The organism is Paenibacillus polysaccharolyticus (genome assembly GCF_023714295.1).
Classification (GTDB): domain Bacteria; phylum Bacillota; class Bacilli; order Paenibacillales; family Paenibacillaceae; genus Paenibacillus; species Paenibacillus polysaccharolyticus_A.
The window spans coordinates 44,059-61,039 of record NZ_JAMAUN010000003.1; the positions used below are offsets into that span (position 1 = coordinate 44,059).

At 46.9% G+C, this 16,981-nt stretch carries 12 protein-coding genes; 3 read left to right on the top strand and 9 right to left on the bottom strand.

Translation table 11 applies throughout. From position 1 onward, the window contains the following. The first annotated feature begins 86 nt into the window (after window positions 1-86). The gene (locus M3629_RS11150) at window positions 87-1,268 is read left to right on the top strand and encodes an aminotransferase class I/II-fold pyridoxal phosphate-dependent enzyme (RefSeq protein WP_251505941.1); all 1,182 of its coding nucleotides are present in this window, start codon (window positions 87-89) and stop codon (window positions 1,266-1,268) included. 108 nt (window positions 1,269-1,376) lie between these two features. Here M3629_RS11150 and M3629_RS11155 read toward each other — a convergent pair whose 3' ends face one another. The 8 genes from M3629_RS11155 to hcp form a co-directional block, all read right to left on the bottom strand. Then, window positions 1,377-3,425, bottom strand: a complete 2,049-nt coding sequence (locus M3629_RS11155; RefSeq protein WP_435368213.1) for an iron ABC transporter permease — start codon at window positions 3,423-3,425, stop codon at window positions 1,377-1,379. Window positions 3,426-3,427: 2 nt separating this feature from the next. Then, on the bottom strand, window positions 3,428-4,429 hold the full coding sequence (locus M3629_RS11160; protein WP_251505945.1) for an ABC transporter substrate-binding protein: 1,002 nt from the start codon (window positions 4,427-4,429) through the stop codon (window positions 3,428-3,430). Window positions 4,430-4,668: 239 nt separating this feature from the next. Beyond that, the gene (locus M3629_RS11165) at window positions 4,669-5,211 is read right to left on the bottom strand and encodes a CueP family metal-binding protein (RefSeq protein ID WP_251505947.1); all 543 of its coding nucleotides are present in this window, start codon (window positions 5,209-5,211) and stop codon (window positions 4,669-4,671) included. 135 nt (window positions 5,212-5,346) lie between these two features. Further along, window positions 5,347-5,796 (bottom strand): V4R domain-containing protein, encoded by a 450-nt coding sequence (locus M3629_RS11170; protein ID WP_251505949.1) that lies wholly within the window; start codon window positions 5,794-5,796, stop codon window positions 5,347-5,349. Between the two features lie 253 nt (window positions 5,797-6,049). Continuing rightward, window positions 6,050-7,081: an NAD(P)/FAD-dependent oxidoreductase gene (locus M3629_RS11175; RefSeq protein WP_251505951.1), complete on the bottom strand. Its 1,032-nt coding sequence runs from the start codon at window positions 7,079-7,081 to the stop codon at window positions 6,050-6,052. Further along, the gene (locus tag M3629_RS11180; protein ID WP_251505953.1) at window positions 7,081-8,094 is read right to left on the bottom strand and encodes an ABC transporter substrate-binding protein; all 1,014 of its coding nucleotides are present in this window, start codon (window positions 8,092-8,094) and stop codon (window positions 7,081-7,083) included. Before M3629_RS11180 ends, M3629_RS11175 begins: the two co-directional genes overlap by 1 nt. Window positions 8,095-8,205: 111 nt before the next feature. Next, window positions 8,206-9,822, bottom strand: coding sequence for a helix-turn-helix domain-containing protein (locus M3629_RS11185; RefSeq protein ID WP_251505955.1), 1,617 nt, complete (start codon window positions 9,820-9,822; stop codon window positions 8,206-8,208). Window positions 9,823-10,054: 232 nt separating this feature from the next. Continuing rightward, on the bottom strand, window positions 10,055-11,347 hold the full coding sequence (gene hcp, locus M3629_RS11190) for a hydroxylamine reductase (RefSeq protein WP_090915103.1): 1,293 nt from the start codon (window positions 11,345-11,347) through the stop codon (window positions 10,055-10,057). Between the two features lie 424 nt (window positions 11,348-11,771). Between hcp and M3629_RS11195 the strand changes: the two genes are divergently transcribed. Further along, on the top strand, window positions 11,772-14,423 hold the full coding sequence (locus tag M3629_RS11195; RefSeq protein WP_251505958.1) for a cation-translocating P-type ATPase: 2,652 nt from the start codon (window positions 11,772-11,774) through the stop codon (window positions 14,421-14,423). Window positions 14,424-15,003: 580 nt separating this feature from the next. Next, entirely contained in the window at window positions 15,004-16,332 is a 1,329-nt protein-coding gene (locus M3629_RS11200; protein WP_251505961.1) for an MFS transporter, read from the top strand. A 162-nt stretch (window positions 16,333-16,494) separates the two neighbouring features. Here M3629_RS11200 and M3629_RS11205 read toward each other — a convergent pair whose 3' ends face one another. After that, window positions 16,495-16,971, bottom strand: coding sequence for an SMI1/KNR4 family protein (locus M3629_RS11205; RefSeq protein ID WP_251505964.1), 477 nt, complete (start codon window positions 16,969-16,971; stop codon window positions 16,495-16,497). Between the last annotated feature and the right edge of the window lie 10 nt (window positions 16,972-16,981).

Here is a 16,981-nt window from a genome sequence, read left to right on the forward strand (position 1 = left end):
GCCCTCCTGCTCTTCTCTTTTGTACGCGATCCATTTATTATTAAAAGAGTTGCGTACGAAGAGCACTGGAGGCTGATGGACTTATCATGAGATTTGCAAAACGAATGGATTACTTTAGTGAAGGCATCTTCACCAAGTTGCTGGATATTAAGCGCCGCCGGTTGGAGAACGGGCAACCCGTCATCGATCTTAGCGTCGGAACACCCAACATCCCGCCGGCTCCGCACATTATGAAAGCACTCGGTGAAGCAGCCACTGATCCGGCCAATTACATCTATGCTGTGAACGATCAAAAGGATCTGCTTCAGGCGGCAAGTGACTGGTATAAGCAACGTTATCAAGTCGAGCTGGACCCAGCTACAGAGATCTGCTCACTACTTGGTTCACAGGAAGGACTTGCGCACATCTCCCTCTCGATTGTTGATGAAGGTGACCTGGTTCTTGTACCTGATCCTTGTTATCCGGTGTTTGCGGATGGACCTCTTCTGGCTGGGGCAGAGTTGTATTACATGCCGCAAAAAGAGGAACATAACTATGTTATCCAGTTGCGGGACATCCCGGAATCTGTGGCTGAACGAGCTAAATTTATGCTTGTATCCTATCCGAACAATCCAACAACAGCGATGGCTCCAGACTCCTTTTATGAGGATTTGATCGCATTTGCCAAAAAATATGATATTATCGTGCTTCATGATAATGCGTATAGCGAGCTTGTGTTTGACCAACAAACATGCGGTAGTTTTCTAGCCTTTCCCGGTGCCATGGATGTAGGCATTGAATTCAACTCCCTGTCCAAAACGTACGGCTTAGCTGGAGCACGCATCGGTTTTTGCATGGGGAATTCGGCTGTTGTTTCCATGCTAAAAAAGCTGAAATCCAACATGGATTACGGCATGTTTATACCGATTCAGAAGGCAGCAATAGCAGCTATTTCAGGGGATCAAGGTGATGTTGAGCGAGTAAGGTCCATCTATGAAGAACGACGGGACATGCTCTGCGAAGGCTTCGCCAAACTGGGCTGGCCGATTAATAAACCGGAAGCTACGATGTTCATCTGGACACGCATTCCCGCACATTACGACACGTCTGAGCAATTTGCCACCGATCTCGTCACACGGGCAGGTGTCATTGTTACACCAGGCAGTGCCTTTGGTCCTTCAGGTGAAGGATACGTCAGACTTGCTCTCGTTCAGGATATGGAACAACTGCAACAAGCCCTTCATTATGTTGAAGCGAGCGGGATGCTGATTTCTGAAAAGTCAGGTTGACGAGCTATGATGAGCTAACATGGCATATGCGATACAGATTTGTTGTGAAACAAAAGTAAAAGCACCAAACCCTTCTGATTCGGGTTTGGTGCTTTTCTACTTCAACCTTTATTTCACTGCTTTGCGCCAGTTCGATCGGTACATCAGATACAGGAAGTAAGGTGTACCGATGATCGCAATGAGAATGCCTGACGGTATTTCCGTTGGAGCCATTACCGTTCTGCCAATCGTATCTGCGAGTACCAGCATCACGGCTCCAGCCAGCGCGGACAGAAACATCGACTGCCTCAGTTTGTGTCCAGTCAGCAAACGGACCATATGTGGTGCAATCAGACCGATAAATCCAACCGTTCCAACACAAGCGACCGCGCCAGCGGCGAGCAGTACTCCCACAGTCATTGCCATCAAGCGAGTGCGACGTACATTCACCCCAAGTCCTGAAGCGCTGTTGTCGTCAAAGACAAGCAGTTCAAACTTGCGGGCAAGCCACCAGGCCACTGGCACCAAAATCAGCAGGAATATACCGATCACTTTGACTTGGTCCCAAGTACGGGCATACGTGCTGCCTGTCAGCCAGATATAACCGCTGCTACCGTACACGGCACCGCGTACAATCAAAATCTGTATACCTGCGCCAGCAATAGCCGACATGGCAATGCCCAGCAATACAACGGCGGAAGGATTCAAGCCTTTTTTCCAAGAAAACGAGAATACAACTGCAGCGGCAATAGCGGCACCTGCAATGGCTGCAAGAGGCAACACATACATTGGCAGTCCAGGCCATAGAATGAACACCATCATGGCACCAAGTCCCGCGCCGGAAGATACACCGACAATCGACGCATCAGCAAGTGGATTACGTACAGCCATCTGGATCAACACCCCGCTGATGGCGAGAGCCGCCCCTGCACCTGCAGCCACCAAGGTACGAGGGATTCGAAGCTGTACAATTCCGGAGAATAACCCATCCGACTGAAATAAACTCGGTAGCAGGTCGGCTAGTGGAATACGCATTCCACCGAACATCGTACTGAGCAGCAGCAATATAATCGTAATGGCAGAAAACAGAATAGCCATAGGCGTGAAGGCAAAACGCCGTACTCGCCCACCCGTACTCATCGATGTCGTCATGCCAGCACCATTTCCTGCTTTCATGCGAGTTAGCACGAGCCAGATCAGCCATGGTGCACCAATAATCGCCATCACGGCACCGGTTGGCAATTCCATACTGGAGTTATGTATCATCTTGGCAATGACATCTGCCCCCACCAGCAACGCTGCCCCCCAGATGAATACACCTGGTATCAAAAGCCGATTGGAACGAACGCCACTCAGACGAACCAGATGTGGAGCAACCAGACCAACAAAACCGATGGGCCCGATTACGCTGACGATCACGGCAGCCAGAATAACGGCAATGATCAGCCCACCTGTTCGGGCAAGTCCGACTCTCTGGCCCAAAGAAGATGCGGTTGATTCATCCAGCTCCAGCATATCCCACTGTTTGGATAGAATCAGAGCCAGCAGCGTTACGCCTGTGACCCAAGGCCAGACGTAGTTCACACCTGTCCAGTCATTCTGGACAAGGGTTCCCGAACCCCACAGAAATAAACCCTGAGTTTCCATCGAGAAAAAAATATGCAAGGCACTTGTAAATGAACCTAGCACCATGGACACGATCATACCCGATAATGCTAGTCGTACCGGCGTTGATGTCCGCCCACCGCCCATAAAATAAGCTGCGAACGCTGCAACCAATCCGCCCATAGCAGCAAAAAGAAACGGTGACTGGCTAAGTAGAGATGGAAACAGAATGGCACCAAGCACCACAACAAAATACGCGCCCGCATTAATTCCAAGCGTGTCTGAGGCTGCAAGCGGGTTACGGGTAATGGTCTGCAACAACGCCCCGGCAACAGCCAGTGCCCCTCCTGCCAGAATACCGATCACCGTGCGCGGCATACGCAAATCCCATATCATATTATGTTCGAGCGTACCCTGTCTGTTTGTAAGCGCGCCCCAAACATCCTGCAACGAAATGGCCGCTTCTCCATAACACAGACTTACAAAAAAAAGCACGATAAGGGCGGTTATACCGCCCCCATAGATGCTTATCATACGCCAGTTCGTGGCTGGCTTCGTTCCTTGTTGAGTCAGACTCATTTGGTAATCGCCTCAACTACACCGTCAACCAGTACTTTGGAAGAAATCGGGCCGCCAAATGTCCATGTCGTACTTCCCAATTGATACATACGCTTGTCCTTTACAAAGTTCAGACCGTTCCACACCGAGTTATCTTTCATCGCTGTGCCAAATACATCATCGTCTGGTTGCGTAATATAAATAAAATTACTGTCCTGTACTTTCGATAAAGATTCAATACCTACCGTGGAGAAACCGTAGTTTTCAAGTTTGTCCGGCTGCCAATCATTCACCAACCCAATTTTGTTCAAGGTACCCGCTACAACCGAATTGTCACTGAACATACGCAGGGAAGCTGCATTTTGATACGTGAATGCCTGTGTCAGTACAAAGTGGAAATTTTCTTTTCCAGCTGCAGCCAGTTTTTCTTTGGCTTCCACATAATGCTGATCTAGGTTGTTCAGCACTTCTTTTGCTTTATCTTCTTTGCCCAGAGCTGTTGCAATCGTATTAAAAATGGTTGTCATTTTGTCATAGTTATAACCATCACCGTTATATGGATCAAACTCCAGCGTTGGAGCAATGGCTTTCAACTGCTCATATACGTTTGAATTGTTGTCTGCATTAGCGATGATAAGATCCGGCTTGAGTGCTGCAATAGCTTCCATATTCGGCTCACTGCGTGTTCCGATATCTGTAACGCTATCATCCAGAGCCGCTTGATCCGTTACATACACTTTATAATTGGCATTATCTGCATTACCGACAGGCTGAACTCCTAGAGCAACAACATCCTCTGTATATGTCCATTCCAATGTCACGACACGTTTAGCCGGCTTGTCTAATGTAAATTCCCCACGATTATCTTGGACAGTAACCGATCCAGCAGACTCTTCAGCAGGAGCACCGCCCGAAACCGTATTTTTAGTTGGTTCTGTCGTTGTATCCGTCTTACCGCATCCAGCCAGAACTAAAACAAATGCCATCATGATCAAAAGTGCATGTAACCCTTTTTTCATATCTCTAATCTCCTCTATGTTTGTATGTATTTATATGATAACAATTATCATTATCACCTATGAACTTCTTTTTTGTCAACGTTGCCTCATAATTTTCACATTCTTTAATGACATCAGAAAAAGGAAAGACATGCCCTGTAGGCCAGCCTTTCCTTGTCTTTATCGTATCTTTATAACATTAGTTCTTATGTTGATCTGCCTATTCTTGGCTTGATACTTATTCGGGTTAAAACTCGGCTTTAGATTAACTGCATTGTCGTAATGCAGGTCTGATCCGTTTTGTATGTAGACAATTGTGTTTCAGCCACCTTTCCGCCGTGAACAATACGGATTGAATACGTTCTATCACGTGGTACCCACAAATCCATAAATCCATTGGCACCGGACTTCAACACTTCACCTTTCATCAAGGTGTTGCCTTCGGAATCATGTATCGTCACGCTGAAAGGTTCATTCGCCATCTCTCCTTGGCAACCCGTTAAACTATGAATCTCACAGGGATGTGTCTGGTCTACATAAGGAGCAATGGAGAGGAAAAACTCATCTTCGGGCAAATCGTAGGACATTTCCTGGTTTCCTGAATCTGTCACGGTTAACGTTGTCGCACTGATTGAAGCAAACTGCAGTGTTTCTCGGCCTGTACTGATATCTTCAACCAGCTTTCGGATATCCGGTGCATCCGCCTGTTCGGTCTTCTTTTGGCCTGCCGTATTGGCGATCAAGTATGTTCCGAGTACGATTACAAGTGCCACACTGGCAATAATCCATAACGATTTTTTCATTAGGCAACCCCTTTCTTATTGCTTTAATTATATAAGAAAAGGAGATATCCCGGACGAATTCAATAGATCATTTCACCATATATTCACATTTTTGGTTCTTTGATTGAGCCATCTTGAAATAATTATATCATGTTATTACAGCTTGATCTCGTATTCGCAATGTTCATGACCGCTTACGTTACACTTGGTTTCTTTTACAGTCACCCTTCGTTCCATCATCTTGGTCAGTGCCCCTTCGAGAATTGCCCCCTCCAGATCACATACCATTTTCTCATCTTCAAGTGAAGGCAATCCTTTACAGAAACAGTCATCCACGGCAACAATGATCTTATGCTCATTTCTTTCTATTACCCGGGGAATACCAATCCGCAGTTCTTCAAACATTTGCAATAATTCCTCGACCGTATGTACAGGCAGATTCTCTCCAATTTTACGTCCAATGGTAAGTGTGGTGCCTTTGCCGCCCATCGGCAAACCCTGATTTAATCCAATTAACCGTATCGTGCGAAACAGTTCCAGCGGCACCATATTTCCCAGCTCTTCACGATTCATCTTTCTCATATCCTCAAATGTATATTCCAACATCGCTGCGCCCCCCATGGATGATTTATAATTCCATAATGACAGAAAAATATGTCCCTTTCCTTGATTCCAATCAATAAAACAGGCGATTCGCCTAAACTTGCAATCCCGCATCTAACTTGCCAATATAACTTGAAACATAACAAAAAAACCTTGCCAGCCACACCAAGAACTTCTCGGGTGGCTGGCAAGGATATTGACTTTCATCCTATGAATCTCACACTCTCTCCTATTCCTGATAGACACATAGATCTGTCTATCTGTTGGCAATAGCTTTGTTTTTCTCAAAGAACCGGGCATTATGGGAAGACACACCCGCCATATCGGATGCCGCAGGTTCCAGATACATCTTGGCACTGTTAACTGCTAGCACTGCATCGTTAAAGGCTCCTGCGATCAGTCGCACTTTGCTTCCATAAGTGATAAAGTCACCGGCTCCTAACACACCTGGAATGCTGGTACGCATGCGCACATCAACGCTCACCCCATAATCTTCACGTTCGAGTCCCCACTGTACCAGATTGCCGAAGTCGCGATCATACCCATGACTCACGATAACTTCATCCATGTCGAGCTGTTTCAATTCCCCAGTCTCCATATGTTTGAGTTCAACACGGTTTATCCGGTCACCCGCACCGTATAAATGAGATATCCCATAGGGCGTAAAGACCTGAGCATGAGCTTTCATCTGGGCGACTGGCGTTTCATGTGCAGTGAACTCATGCCGCCGGTGTACCACAATCACTTCATTCGCAATTTTGGCTATTTCATTGGCCCAATCAATGGCCGAATCGCCACCTCCCGAGATCAGAACCCGTTTGCCGATAAAACGGGAAACGTCTGTAACCGTGTAATGCAGATTGGTTAGTTCATAACGGTTCGCACCCTCAATGTCCAGCTTTTGAACCTGTGTCATTCCCCGACCTGCACATAAAAGGATGGTGCGTGTGTAATGTTGCTCTCCCGTCTTGGTTGTCAGCACAAATACACCATCTTCACGCCGATGCATCTGATCAATCTGTTGGCCGAATACAATAGTGGGGTCGAATGTTCTCGCTTGTACCTCCAAAGATTCAATCAATTTCTCACAACGTACAGGCTCGATTCCCCCCACATCCCAGATTAACTTCTCTGGATAGGTACGCATAAATCCGCCGAGTTCCTGTTTGGCTTCAATGATTTTAGTACGCATGGCTCTCATTCCGCTGTAGAATGCAGAGTACATTCCAGCAGGCCCACCGCCTACGATCGTAATATCATAAATGTCCAGTTGCTTCTCAGTATTCATTAAGGCACCAACTTTCCAACAACATAGTCCATTAATTTAACTGAACCTATCGGACCCACACCGGATACAAATTCACTGGTTTTCAGCGGGAAAACATGATCATTCTTAACTGCCTTCAGATTCGCCCACACCTGGCTTGATTTCAGATCTTCCATGGATTTCTTCGTGTCATAACCTACGAGGGTTCTGTCTTCCAAGAAGATATAATCCGGATTCAACTCAGGCAAAAATTCCAGAGAGAACTGACTGAACCAATCTGTAGAGTCTTTAATGGCCTCCGGACTGTTTAAACCGAGGGTTTCATAGAAAAAGACACTGCTGCTTCCCCCTTTGGGACCCATGAAACGGTAACGATTGTGCTCCACACGCAGGACTAATACCGTCTTGTCCCCCAGAGCAGTTGCAATCTTATCTTTGGCCTGTGCAGCCTTCTCTTCAAATTCGGCCAGTACCTTAGCAGATTCCTCAGTCTTGTCGAAGATGGCCGCTAATTTGGGCATCGCCCGCTCCATTTCACTATTGGCATCCAGTGCCACAGTCGGAGCGATTTTGGATAATTCGTCGTATACGCCCTGTTCCATACCCTCGCCGGCTATAAGAATCATATCCGGAGATAATGCAAGCAACTGCTCATAATTGTATTGATATTGTTCTACTTCTATCGTCTGAACACCGTGTTCTTTAAAATAGGCGGGTCGATATTCCGCTTCGACTTCTGGCGAGTACAATACGATCTGTGGTGTAACTCCCATCTCAATTAAATACTCGGCATAGATCGAATCAAACACAACCAGATTTTGAGGATGGGCAGGGATGGTCACCTCTCCAAACTGATCCTTCACCACTTTGGTTTCACTGTTATTCGGTTCAACTTTTGTTATACTTGTTGCTTCCTCACTCTGAGTTCCTGATATACCCGCTGTTGTCTCCTCTTTGGTTCCGCTGGAACATGCCGCCAGCAAAATGCAGATCACCACCAGCATGATACCGAATCCTCTAAAACTTCGTAACATGATATGCTTCGCCCCTTATATGTATTGATAATGATAATTATTATCAAATATTATCAAATAAGAAGTGTTGCATCCATAGCTTATCGTGCGTATTCAGATGGATTATTGTGCTCATTCTGATACGGTATCTACCAGATTGCTGATCATCTGATTTAGAATCAAATTTTGGCCCGTGATGCCATGACCGTCGACCCATAGATGAGTATCGATGTAAAATACTCGTTTGTTTTTTACCGCTTTCAGTTCATTCCATGGAGAACTCTCCAGCAGTTTTCTCATATTCTCGTCGGCACTGAAATGTTGCATCATTCGTTTCTCAACAAACAGATAATCTGGATTGGCTTGTACCAACAAGTCAAGTGAGCACGGATTGAACCAGGCTGTACCTTGTTCCAGTGCTTGCGGAATTGCTAATCCAAGCTGATCATATATCAACTGTGATATTCCGTAGGAGTTCCCACCCAAATAACGATAACCAAAAGCTTCTACCCTTAGCAGCATAACTGTCGAGGCGGATTGAATGATGGGTTGCAACTTCTGTTGTGCTACGCTAAGTTGTTGTTTCAATTGTAACTGGATTCCTTGGGCTTCTTCTTCCTTATGGAACCAAGCTGCCAATTGATAGAGCAAAGGCTCTATGTTCTGATGAAGTCCTGTCAAAAGTGGTGCAATTGTGCGCAGTTTTCTTTTCATCTCTTCTGTCATACTATTGCCCACAATAATCTCTGGTTGGACTTGCCTTACAAGTTCCAGATCCATATCATATTGCGTAACCTCAAGCAGTCTCACCCCATGCACGATAAATTGCTCACGTTGATGTGGAGACAACAGGATCTCAGTGACCATAACGGCATATGGAATAACACCCAGATGAATCATCATCTCTGCACAGATTGGGGAAAGCACTACTATTCTACGATGCTTCAAATGTTGTCTATATTGTTTCGGTGATTCCCCTGTCAGTTGCTTGAAGCGACGACTGAAATAATGAGCATCCTCAAACCCGGACTTTTTAGCAATATCCTGTGAGGTAGCTGAAGTTAATAACAGTTCTTCCTGAGCACGATAGATGCGATAATGAGCCAGATAATCCAAGGGCGACTTACCATATTGCTCACTGAATTTGCGGGAATAGTGCCACGGCGTAATGCCTGCGATCTGCGCCAACTGTCCCCTCGTAATCACCTGATCATAATGCTCCCGCATATAATCGACGGAACGGAGTATACCATCTTCCGGTCTCAGTTCGTTATCCCGCTTTTGCTGATAGAGATTATTCAACAGCTCATATAACAAGTGCTGATTTCCAACCCATAGCGCCCTCCCCTCACCCGTGTTTGCTTCACTCATATGCTGAATAATGCTAGCCAGACTTCCCCCTGGAAGTTGCACTTTCTGGTAGGCTTCCCCCGAGGGTACATGCCAATCGTACTTCTCTACTTCTCTTCCTTCCTCAAATACAGCGTAAGTATCGAACTGAACATGCCATCCTGCCAGATCCATATCGCCTCCGTCAATGACCTCCAGAACCGATTTCTCTTCAAGCGCAATTAATTCTCCAAAGGAGACGTGAACACATTGGCCATTAATACTCCATGTCGCTTTGCCATCCAGAATAAATATCAGGCTGGGACTGGCAAAGTAATGCCGCTCCCCGGCGGATATCCATGTATTGTTTAATGCCTTGGTTGACCTCCACTGAGCAATCCATTCCATATTCTGAGGCATATCCTTATCCTTTCACGATCATACTCCTGAAAAAAGCCTACACGCATGCAGGCCCATTCCTGATCCAACTATTCTATTCGTCATACTCCCCGTACTCACATCCAACGTTTGAACTCATCCTACCTGAATAGCAATCGCTGTGCAATCCTATGCCGGAATTGTCTAACAATACAAAAAAAGCCGTGCGGGAAGCACGACTCTTTTATCTATCTATTCATATAACTACATTTGCTTAAGACAAAGCCAGCATTGCGTTCATATCTTCTTCTGCTGTCGTGATCAGTTTAAGACCAAACATGTCCACGAGCACATCCAGTACACCTTCTGAAATAAATTCAGGCGGTTTAGGCCCAATCCGGATATCCTGGATGCCAAGGCTGAACAGACCGAGCAGAATCGCTACCGCTTTTTGCTCAAACCATGACAGCACAATGCTTACAGGAAGCTCGTTCACCGTGCAGCCAAAAGCATCGGCCAAAGCCATTGCGATTTTCACAGTTGAACCGGAGTTGTTGCATTGACCCAAGTCGATGTAGCGCGGAATGCCCGTGTCTCCCACCGTACCGTAATCCACATCATTGAAGCGAAACTTACCGCAAGACGTGGTGAGAATAACCGTATCATTCGGCAGCGACGTAGCGAGTTCACGGTAGTAGTTGCCCCCTTTACCCGGTGCGTCACAGCCTGCAATGACAAAGAAACGGCGGATATGTCCGTCTTTGACGGCCTGGATAATCTCGGGTGCGAGCCCAATCACGGTCTCATGGTGATAACCTGTCGTTAATACTTGCTCGGATTGGATGTTCGCTACCGGCAGTGACAACGCTCGCTCAATAAGAGGTGAGAAATTCTCGCCTTCAATTTTCGTTACTCCTTCGAGACCAGCTACTTCATAAGAGAAGAATCGATCGGCATATGTGCCTTTGATTGGCATAACGCAGTTGGTTGTCGCCAGAATCGCACCCGGGAATTCCTCAAACAGTCTTCGCTGATCGTACCAGGCTTTACCGATATTCCCTTTAAGATGAGCATATTTCTTTAATGCCGGATAACCATGCGCAGGCAGCATTTCGGAATGCGTGTAGATGTTGATGCCTTTGCCTTCTGTCTGACGTAGCAATTCTTCGAGGGCGTACAGATTGTGACCCGTCACGACGATACAATGACCTTCAATCTGATTTTGACTCACCGTGATCGGCTGTGGAATACCGAATCGATCGGTATGCGCACGATCCAATACATCCATGATTCGAATGGCAGCATTACCGACTTTCATCGCCATCTCTAAATGTTCCTGCTGATTAAAGTTTGAGTTCGTAAGCGTCATATATAAAGCTTCATGTGTGATCCGATCCACCTCAGGATCGGTATAACCAAGCTGCCGTGCGTGAGTTGCGTAAGCCGCGATCCCTTTCAGTGCAAAGATCATCGTATCCTGCAAGCTGGCAATCGTTTCGTTTTTACCACATACCCCAATTACTTTACATCCACCACTCGGTGTCTGTTCACATTGATAACAAAACATATGAATTCCCTCCAAACCAAATGAACTCTTTGTTATGAAATAGCGTAACAGAGCTGGAGGCAGACAATTGTGATATTACACACAGTTTCGCAAACTAACACCCATATTCTCCCTTTTCGTACTTTTAACAAACGATTATCCAATCCATTAATCCTATTCGATCATACGTTGAGATGAGGACAGCTATCGTTTGATTTAAAGAGTACTGATGCTCCTGCTGTAAAATCAAAACTTTCATTTCAGTGATGCTGTCTCTACGCATAAGTATCACTGGAATTATGAATAATGACATAGACAACGGTCACTATCCAGCCCTATGGTCAGATTACATATCCAATGTTGAAAAAACGCCCCCATTTAACGATTCTAGTTTTTGTCCAATCGGGTAATACACATATAAATCACATGCCGAGGAGCTGGTCGATTGCAACATTACAGGCGCAGTGCAGAGGAAGTATTGCAGGAGGTACAAAGTTCCGATAGAGGACTTTCCGCCTCCGAAGCAGCGAAGAGATTAGAATCCGTAGGATATAACGAGTTAAAAGGAAAAGACGCAACACCGATCTGGAAACTGTTCCTTGAAAATTTTAAAGATCCGATGGTCATCGTGCTGCTCATCGCAGCTGCTGTACAAGTTGTGCTTGGGCATCTGATCGAATCCTTGATCATCTTTCTCGTCATTCTGCTTAACGCTATCATTAGCGTGGTGCAGACCAAGAAAGCGGAAAGCTCACTAGATGCCCTTCGCCAGATGTCCGCCCCCGAGGCCAAGGTCATTCGAGATGGTCAGAAGCAGACGCTTCCTGCGCGGGAGCTCGTTCCCGGCGACATCGTATTGCTTGATGCCGGAGATTATGTACCGGCAGACGGTCGTATTCTGGAATCCGGCAGTCTCAAAATCAACGAAGGCATGTTGACTGGTGAATCCGAAGCTGCCGAAAAACATGCGGATGTGATATCAGAAGAAGCTGGCATTGGGGATCGGCGCAACATGACATTCAGTGGATCGCTAGTTGTATATGGTCGCGGCACGATTGTCATTACAGGTACGGCCCTAAAGACCGAAATCGGTAAAATAGCCGAATTGATTGAAAATGCAGAAGCCAAGGAAACACCGCTACAACGCAAGCTGGAATCGTTCAGCAAAAAGCTGGGCTTTTTCATCCTGGGTCTGTCGATTCTCATTTTTGCCATTGAAGCGGGACGCGTGTGGCTAACGGAGGGTACCGAAAATATCGCTCCATCGCTTATTAATGCGTTGATGTTTGCTGTAGCTGTCGCTGTGGCCGCCATACCTGAAGCTCTCTCGTCCATCGTCACCATCGTACTCTCTCTCGGTACCAGCAAGATGGCCAAGCAACATGCGATTATTCGCAGATTGCCCGCGGTGGAAGCGTTGGGATCGGCCAGCATTATTTGCACAGATAAAACCGGTACACTCACTCAGAATAAAATGACCGTTGTGGATTATTACATTCCCCATGGCACAAAAGACGAGTTTCCCGATGATCCTGCCGAATGGTCGGAAGAAGAACGTCGGTTGTTACATATTGCCGTACTTTGCAATGATTCGAACATCAACCAGGAGGGCAAGGAACTTGGTGACCCCACCGAAGTTGCACTCATTGCGTTCAGCAACAGCGTGAACAAGGATTACAACGAAATCCGGGATCAGTTTCCACGGGAAGCTGAGCTTCCGTTTGACTCGGACCGCAAGCTGATGAGCACGGTGCATACCTTTGAGGGACAGACTGCTTTGCTGACCAAAGGTGGCCCGGATGTGTTGTTCAGTCGCTGCAGTCATGTATCTATCCATGGTGAAGTACAACCGTTGACTCCTGAGATTCGTACTCAATTCGAAGAGAAGAATGAAGCGTTCTCCAAACGCGCATTCCGGGTGCTAGCCTACGCATACAAACGATTTGAAGACAAAAAAGAGGTCACGCCTGATGACGAATCCGATCTGACATTAGTCGGTCTAACCGCGATGATTGATCCCCCCCGTGAAGCAGTCTACGGCTCGATCGAAGAGTCGAAAAAAGCAGGTATCCGCACCATTATGATTACGGGTGACCATAAAACTACAGCCCAAGCTATTGGTATTGATATCGGACTGGCAAACAAAGATGATCTCGCGATCACCGGTGCCGAGCTGGATAAGATGACAGATGAGGAGCTGGATGGGCAGCTGGAGCATATCTCCGTCTATGCACGGGTGTCCCCCGAAAATAAAATTCGGATCGTGCGTGCATGGCAGCGCAAAGGTAAAGTTGCAGCCATGACCGGAGACGGCGTCAACGATGCTCCTGCACTGAAACAGGCCGATATCGGCGTAGCTATGGGAAGTGGAACGGATGTCGCCAAAGATGCGGCGGCGATGATCCTGACTGACGATAATTTTGTATCCATTGTGAATGCGGTCAGCGTTGGACGGATGGTATTTGATAATATTAAAAAGGCTATCGCCTATCTGTTCGCCGGAAACCTCGGCGCCATTATCGCCATCCTCTTCGCACTGGTTGTCGGCTGGGTCAATCCGTTCACAGCGCTTCAGTTGCTGTTTATCAACCTGGTTAACGACTCCTTGCCAGCTATTGCGCTCGGCACGGAGAAGGCCGAACCGGATGTGATGCGACGCAAACCGCGTGACATTAACGAGGGTATTTTTGCAGGCGGAACGTTGCAGGCTGTCATCACCCGCGGGTTGCTCATCGGCGTTGCCGTAATTGTGTCGCAATATATCGGTCTCGGTATCTCGGAAGAGATGAGTGTCGCGATGGCGTTTACTACACTGATCCTGGCGCGCAGTCTGCAAACCTTCGCGGCACGTTCCAACACCCAGACCATCTTCCAGGTGGGCTTCCTGACCAACAAGCTCGTGCTTGGTTCGATTGTGATCTGTCTCTGCCTCTATGGCATTACACTGATTCCGGGTGTTCGCAGCATCTTTGCCATTCCTGACACCTTCGGCTGGGATGAGCTCCTGATCGCAGGTGGGCTTGCGCTCGGCGCGGTTATCCTGATGGATATCATCAAATGGATTCGCAATCGCGGCAAACAAACCGCGGCGGCGTAGTTGATACTCGATGTATCGTTGTACACCGTTGTAAGCTTTTATAGATTGGATAAACAAACAGCGCCCCTTTTTGGAAGGGCGCCTGTTTGTTTATCCGGGTTATTTTTTCATACCATAGATCGATTGTTTGGTGCTTCTTAGGTCGTGCTTCTTAGGTCTTGCTTCTTGCTTCTATTCCAGTACCTTCTACTGCCCCTGCTTGATGCCAAAGGCAATCCATCGTCCATCGATCTCCTCGATTACAAATTCTTTGTTGTTATAATCAGAATGATGGAAGGAACGGACAATCGTTACACCCGCGTCGATGAACTCCTGTTCAAGCTCTTCTTGCTGTTTCGTAATGAAATAGGCAGAAAGACTCTCCTTTCAATAATTGTGCTGTGTTGCTTTTGATTGGGTTATCGTGCTGTTTTCTTCTGGTAAATCTCTATTATTTGTTACGCAGTCACAGATATGACACTATTGCCATAATAACGTTGCAGGAGTAAAATAGAATATTGTTTTGTCTCCATCGTATGTAATACTAATGTCAAAGTCTTTTCATATCATACAACACTCTATAGAAGACAGGAATGGTTACATGAAAGAAAAAATTGTGATGCCACTTTGGACATGTTGTCTGTTCATCGTGGTCATGAACACAACCATGTTTAATGTTTCGTTGCCTGTCATTATCCGTGATCTTCAGATCACTTCTGACCTGGGCTCCTGGGTTATCTCCAGTTATTCTATCGGATATGCCTTGTCTACCGTAATTTACAGCCGCTTGTCTGACCGAATTCCGGTACGTAAGCTGGTCACCATTGGGCTCTTGATTCTCGGTTGCTCGTCCGTGCTTGGTCTGTTCGCACATAACTTTGCCTTGTTGCTCACGACGCGTATTCTGCAATCCGCAGGGGCAGGGGTTATGGCTGGCCTAGGTCTGGTCATTGCAAGCCGTTACATTCCGGTAGAACGACGCGGAGCAGCCCTGGCACTCATCTCATCAGGCAGCGCGATGGCCTTTGGTCTTGGTCCCATTGTTGGCGGACTGATCAGCGAGTACATGGGCTGGAACGGATTGTTTGCGATTACGGTGCTGGTGCTACTGGCCCTACCCGTACTGCTCTATTTTCTACCTCGGGAGAGCGTGAACAAAGAACAACCATTTGACCTTACGGGTGCACTGCTCACCATCGTTAATGCAACCACCCTGCTCGTGGCCATTACACAGCGGTCATGGATATGGCTTGTCATCGGCGTAGCCTCTCTGGCTGCTCATATTCTGTATATTCGCAGAGCAAGGTTGCCTTTTGTCAACCCACAGGTATTTCGAACACCAGGTTTCACCAGGCTGATTATCATTGGCTTCTGCGTGCTTGTGGTTAATCTCGGAAACTTGTTCCTTATGCCGTTAGTGCTTGCGGATCTGTATTATCGTTCTGCCCTTGCCATCGGCTTGCTCATTGCCCCCGGAGCGATCATCTCGGCATTTTGTACCCGTTATGTCGGTCGCTGGATAGATCGGTATGGCAATATGCGCTTTATGTTGATTGGACAATGTATGCTCGCCGCGGTACTCGCGTTGTTTATGCTTGGACTTGACCAGTCTGCCCTGATCATTACAGGCGGTTACGTGTTCTTCTCGCCAGCACTCTCTGCCTCTATGGCCTCCCTGAATAACGAAGCTTCACGTGTACTGCCTAGAAACCAGATTGGTTCAGGGATGGGATTGCTACAACTGATCCAGTTCTTTGGCGGTTCAGTATCTGTCGCCGTGTGCGGCTTGCTTCTGCATGCCATACCCGGCGTATCCGTACAAAAAGCTTATCATGTGGTATATGGATGCCTACTTGTCGTATGTATCATTTCACTTGGACTAACGCTATGGCATAGTAAATCTGCCGATCTTACAAAGCGCGCGATTTAAATTCTGTAACATCGGGTCGTTAATGAAGCGTGCTTCGGTCATTGGATATATCTTGTGGAAAATTAATTTTACTTAAATCCAAAAAGGCCCGCATATGTTTTTGCGAGCCTCTTTGACTTTGACATAACTATTTTTACGATCGATTATCTTGACATGCTAACCTCATTCTTGCACTTGCGATGGCTTTACTTGGAGAAGGGCCGCAAATGACTGGAAATGAGCAGCAAGCAGCTTCACATTTTCCTCCATCAACTGCTGTGCCTCTTCCATCGTCTCGGCTTCACTCTCCGCATCTTCACGCACCATCGCCAGTTCATGCTCCATCACCAGTACAGAAGGGGACACTTTGTTCTCCCGATAATCGAGCAAGTAGTTGTTGCCGCTGCTGACACTCCACGCAATCGGAATAATTCGCCGGGGATCAGGATTGACCTCGTCCACCAACGTAACATTATTGACGATAAACTGATCATCCAGCACATGAAAGCGAATGTCCCAGTCTTCCGTCTCTGTACCTTGGACCAGATCAAAAGAAGCGTTGCCGTGCAGCTGAATAAAGTCCAGATACTCCTGCGGAAAAACAATACCATAATGAGACTGAATACGTTTCAGACTTGCACGGTCATTCTGCTCACTCATCCCTATTCGT

Coding starts and splice junctions, on each gene's coding strand:
- hcp (WP_090915103.1), bottom strand. CDS start 11,347: ATGTTTTGTTATCAATGTGAACAGACACCGAGTGGTGGATGTAAAGTA.
- M3629_RS11185 (WP_251505955.1), bottom strand. CDS start 9,822: ATGCCTCAGAATATGGAATGGATTGCTCAGTGGAGGTCAACCAAGGCA.
- M3629_RS11165 (WP_251505947.1), bottom strand. CDS start 5,211: ATGAAAAAATCGTTATGGATTATTGCCAGTGTGGCACTTGTAATCGTA.
- M3629_RS11160 (WP_251505945.1), bottom strand. CDS start 4,429: ATGAAAAAAGGGTTACATGCACTTTTGATCATGATGGCATTTGTTTTA.
- M3629_RS11150 (WP_251505941.1), top strand. CDS start 87: ATGAGATTTGCAAAACGAATGGATTACTTTAGTGAAGGCATCTTCACC.
- M3629_RS11205 (WP_251505964.1), bottom strand. CDS start 16,971: ATGAGTGAGCAGAATGACCGTGCAAGTCTGAAACGTATTCAGTCTCAT.
- M3629_RS11180 (WP_251505953.1), bottom strand. CDS start 8,094: ATGTTACGAAGTTTTAGAGGATTCGGTATCATGCTGGTGGTGATCTGC.
- M3629_RS11175 (WP_251505951.1), bottom strand. CDS start 7,081: ATGAATACTGAGAAGCAACTGGACATTTATGATATTACGATCGTAGGC.
- M3629_RS11170 (WP_251505949.1), bottom strand. CDS start 5,796: ATGTTGGAATATACATTTGAGGATATGAGAAAGATGAATCGTGAAGAG.
- M3629_RS11200 (WP_251505961.1), top strand. CDS start 15,004: ATGAAAGAAAAAATTGTGATGCCACTTTGGACATGTTGTCTGTTCATC.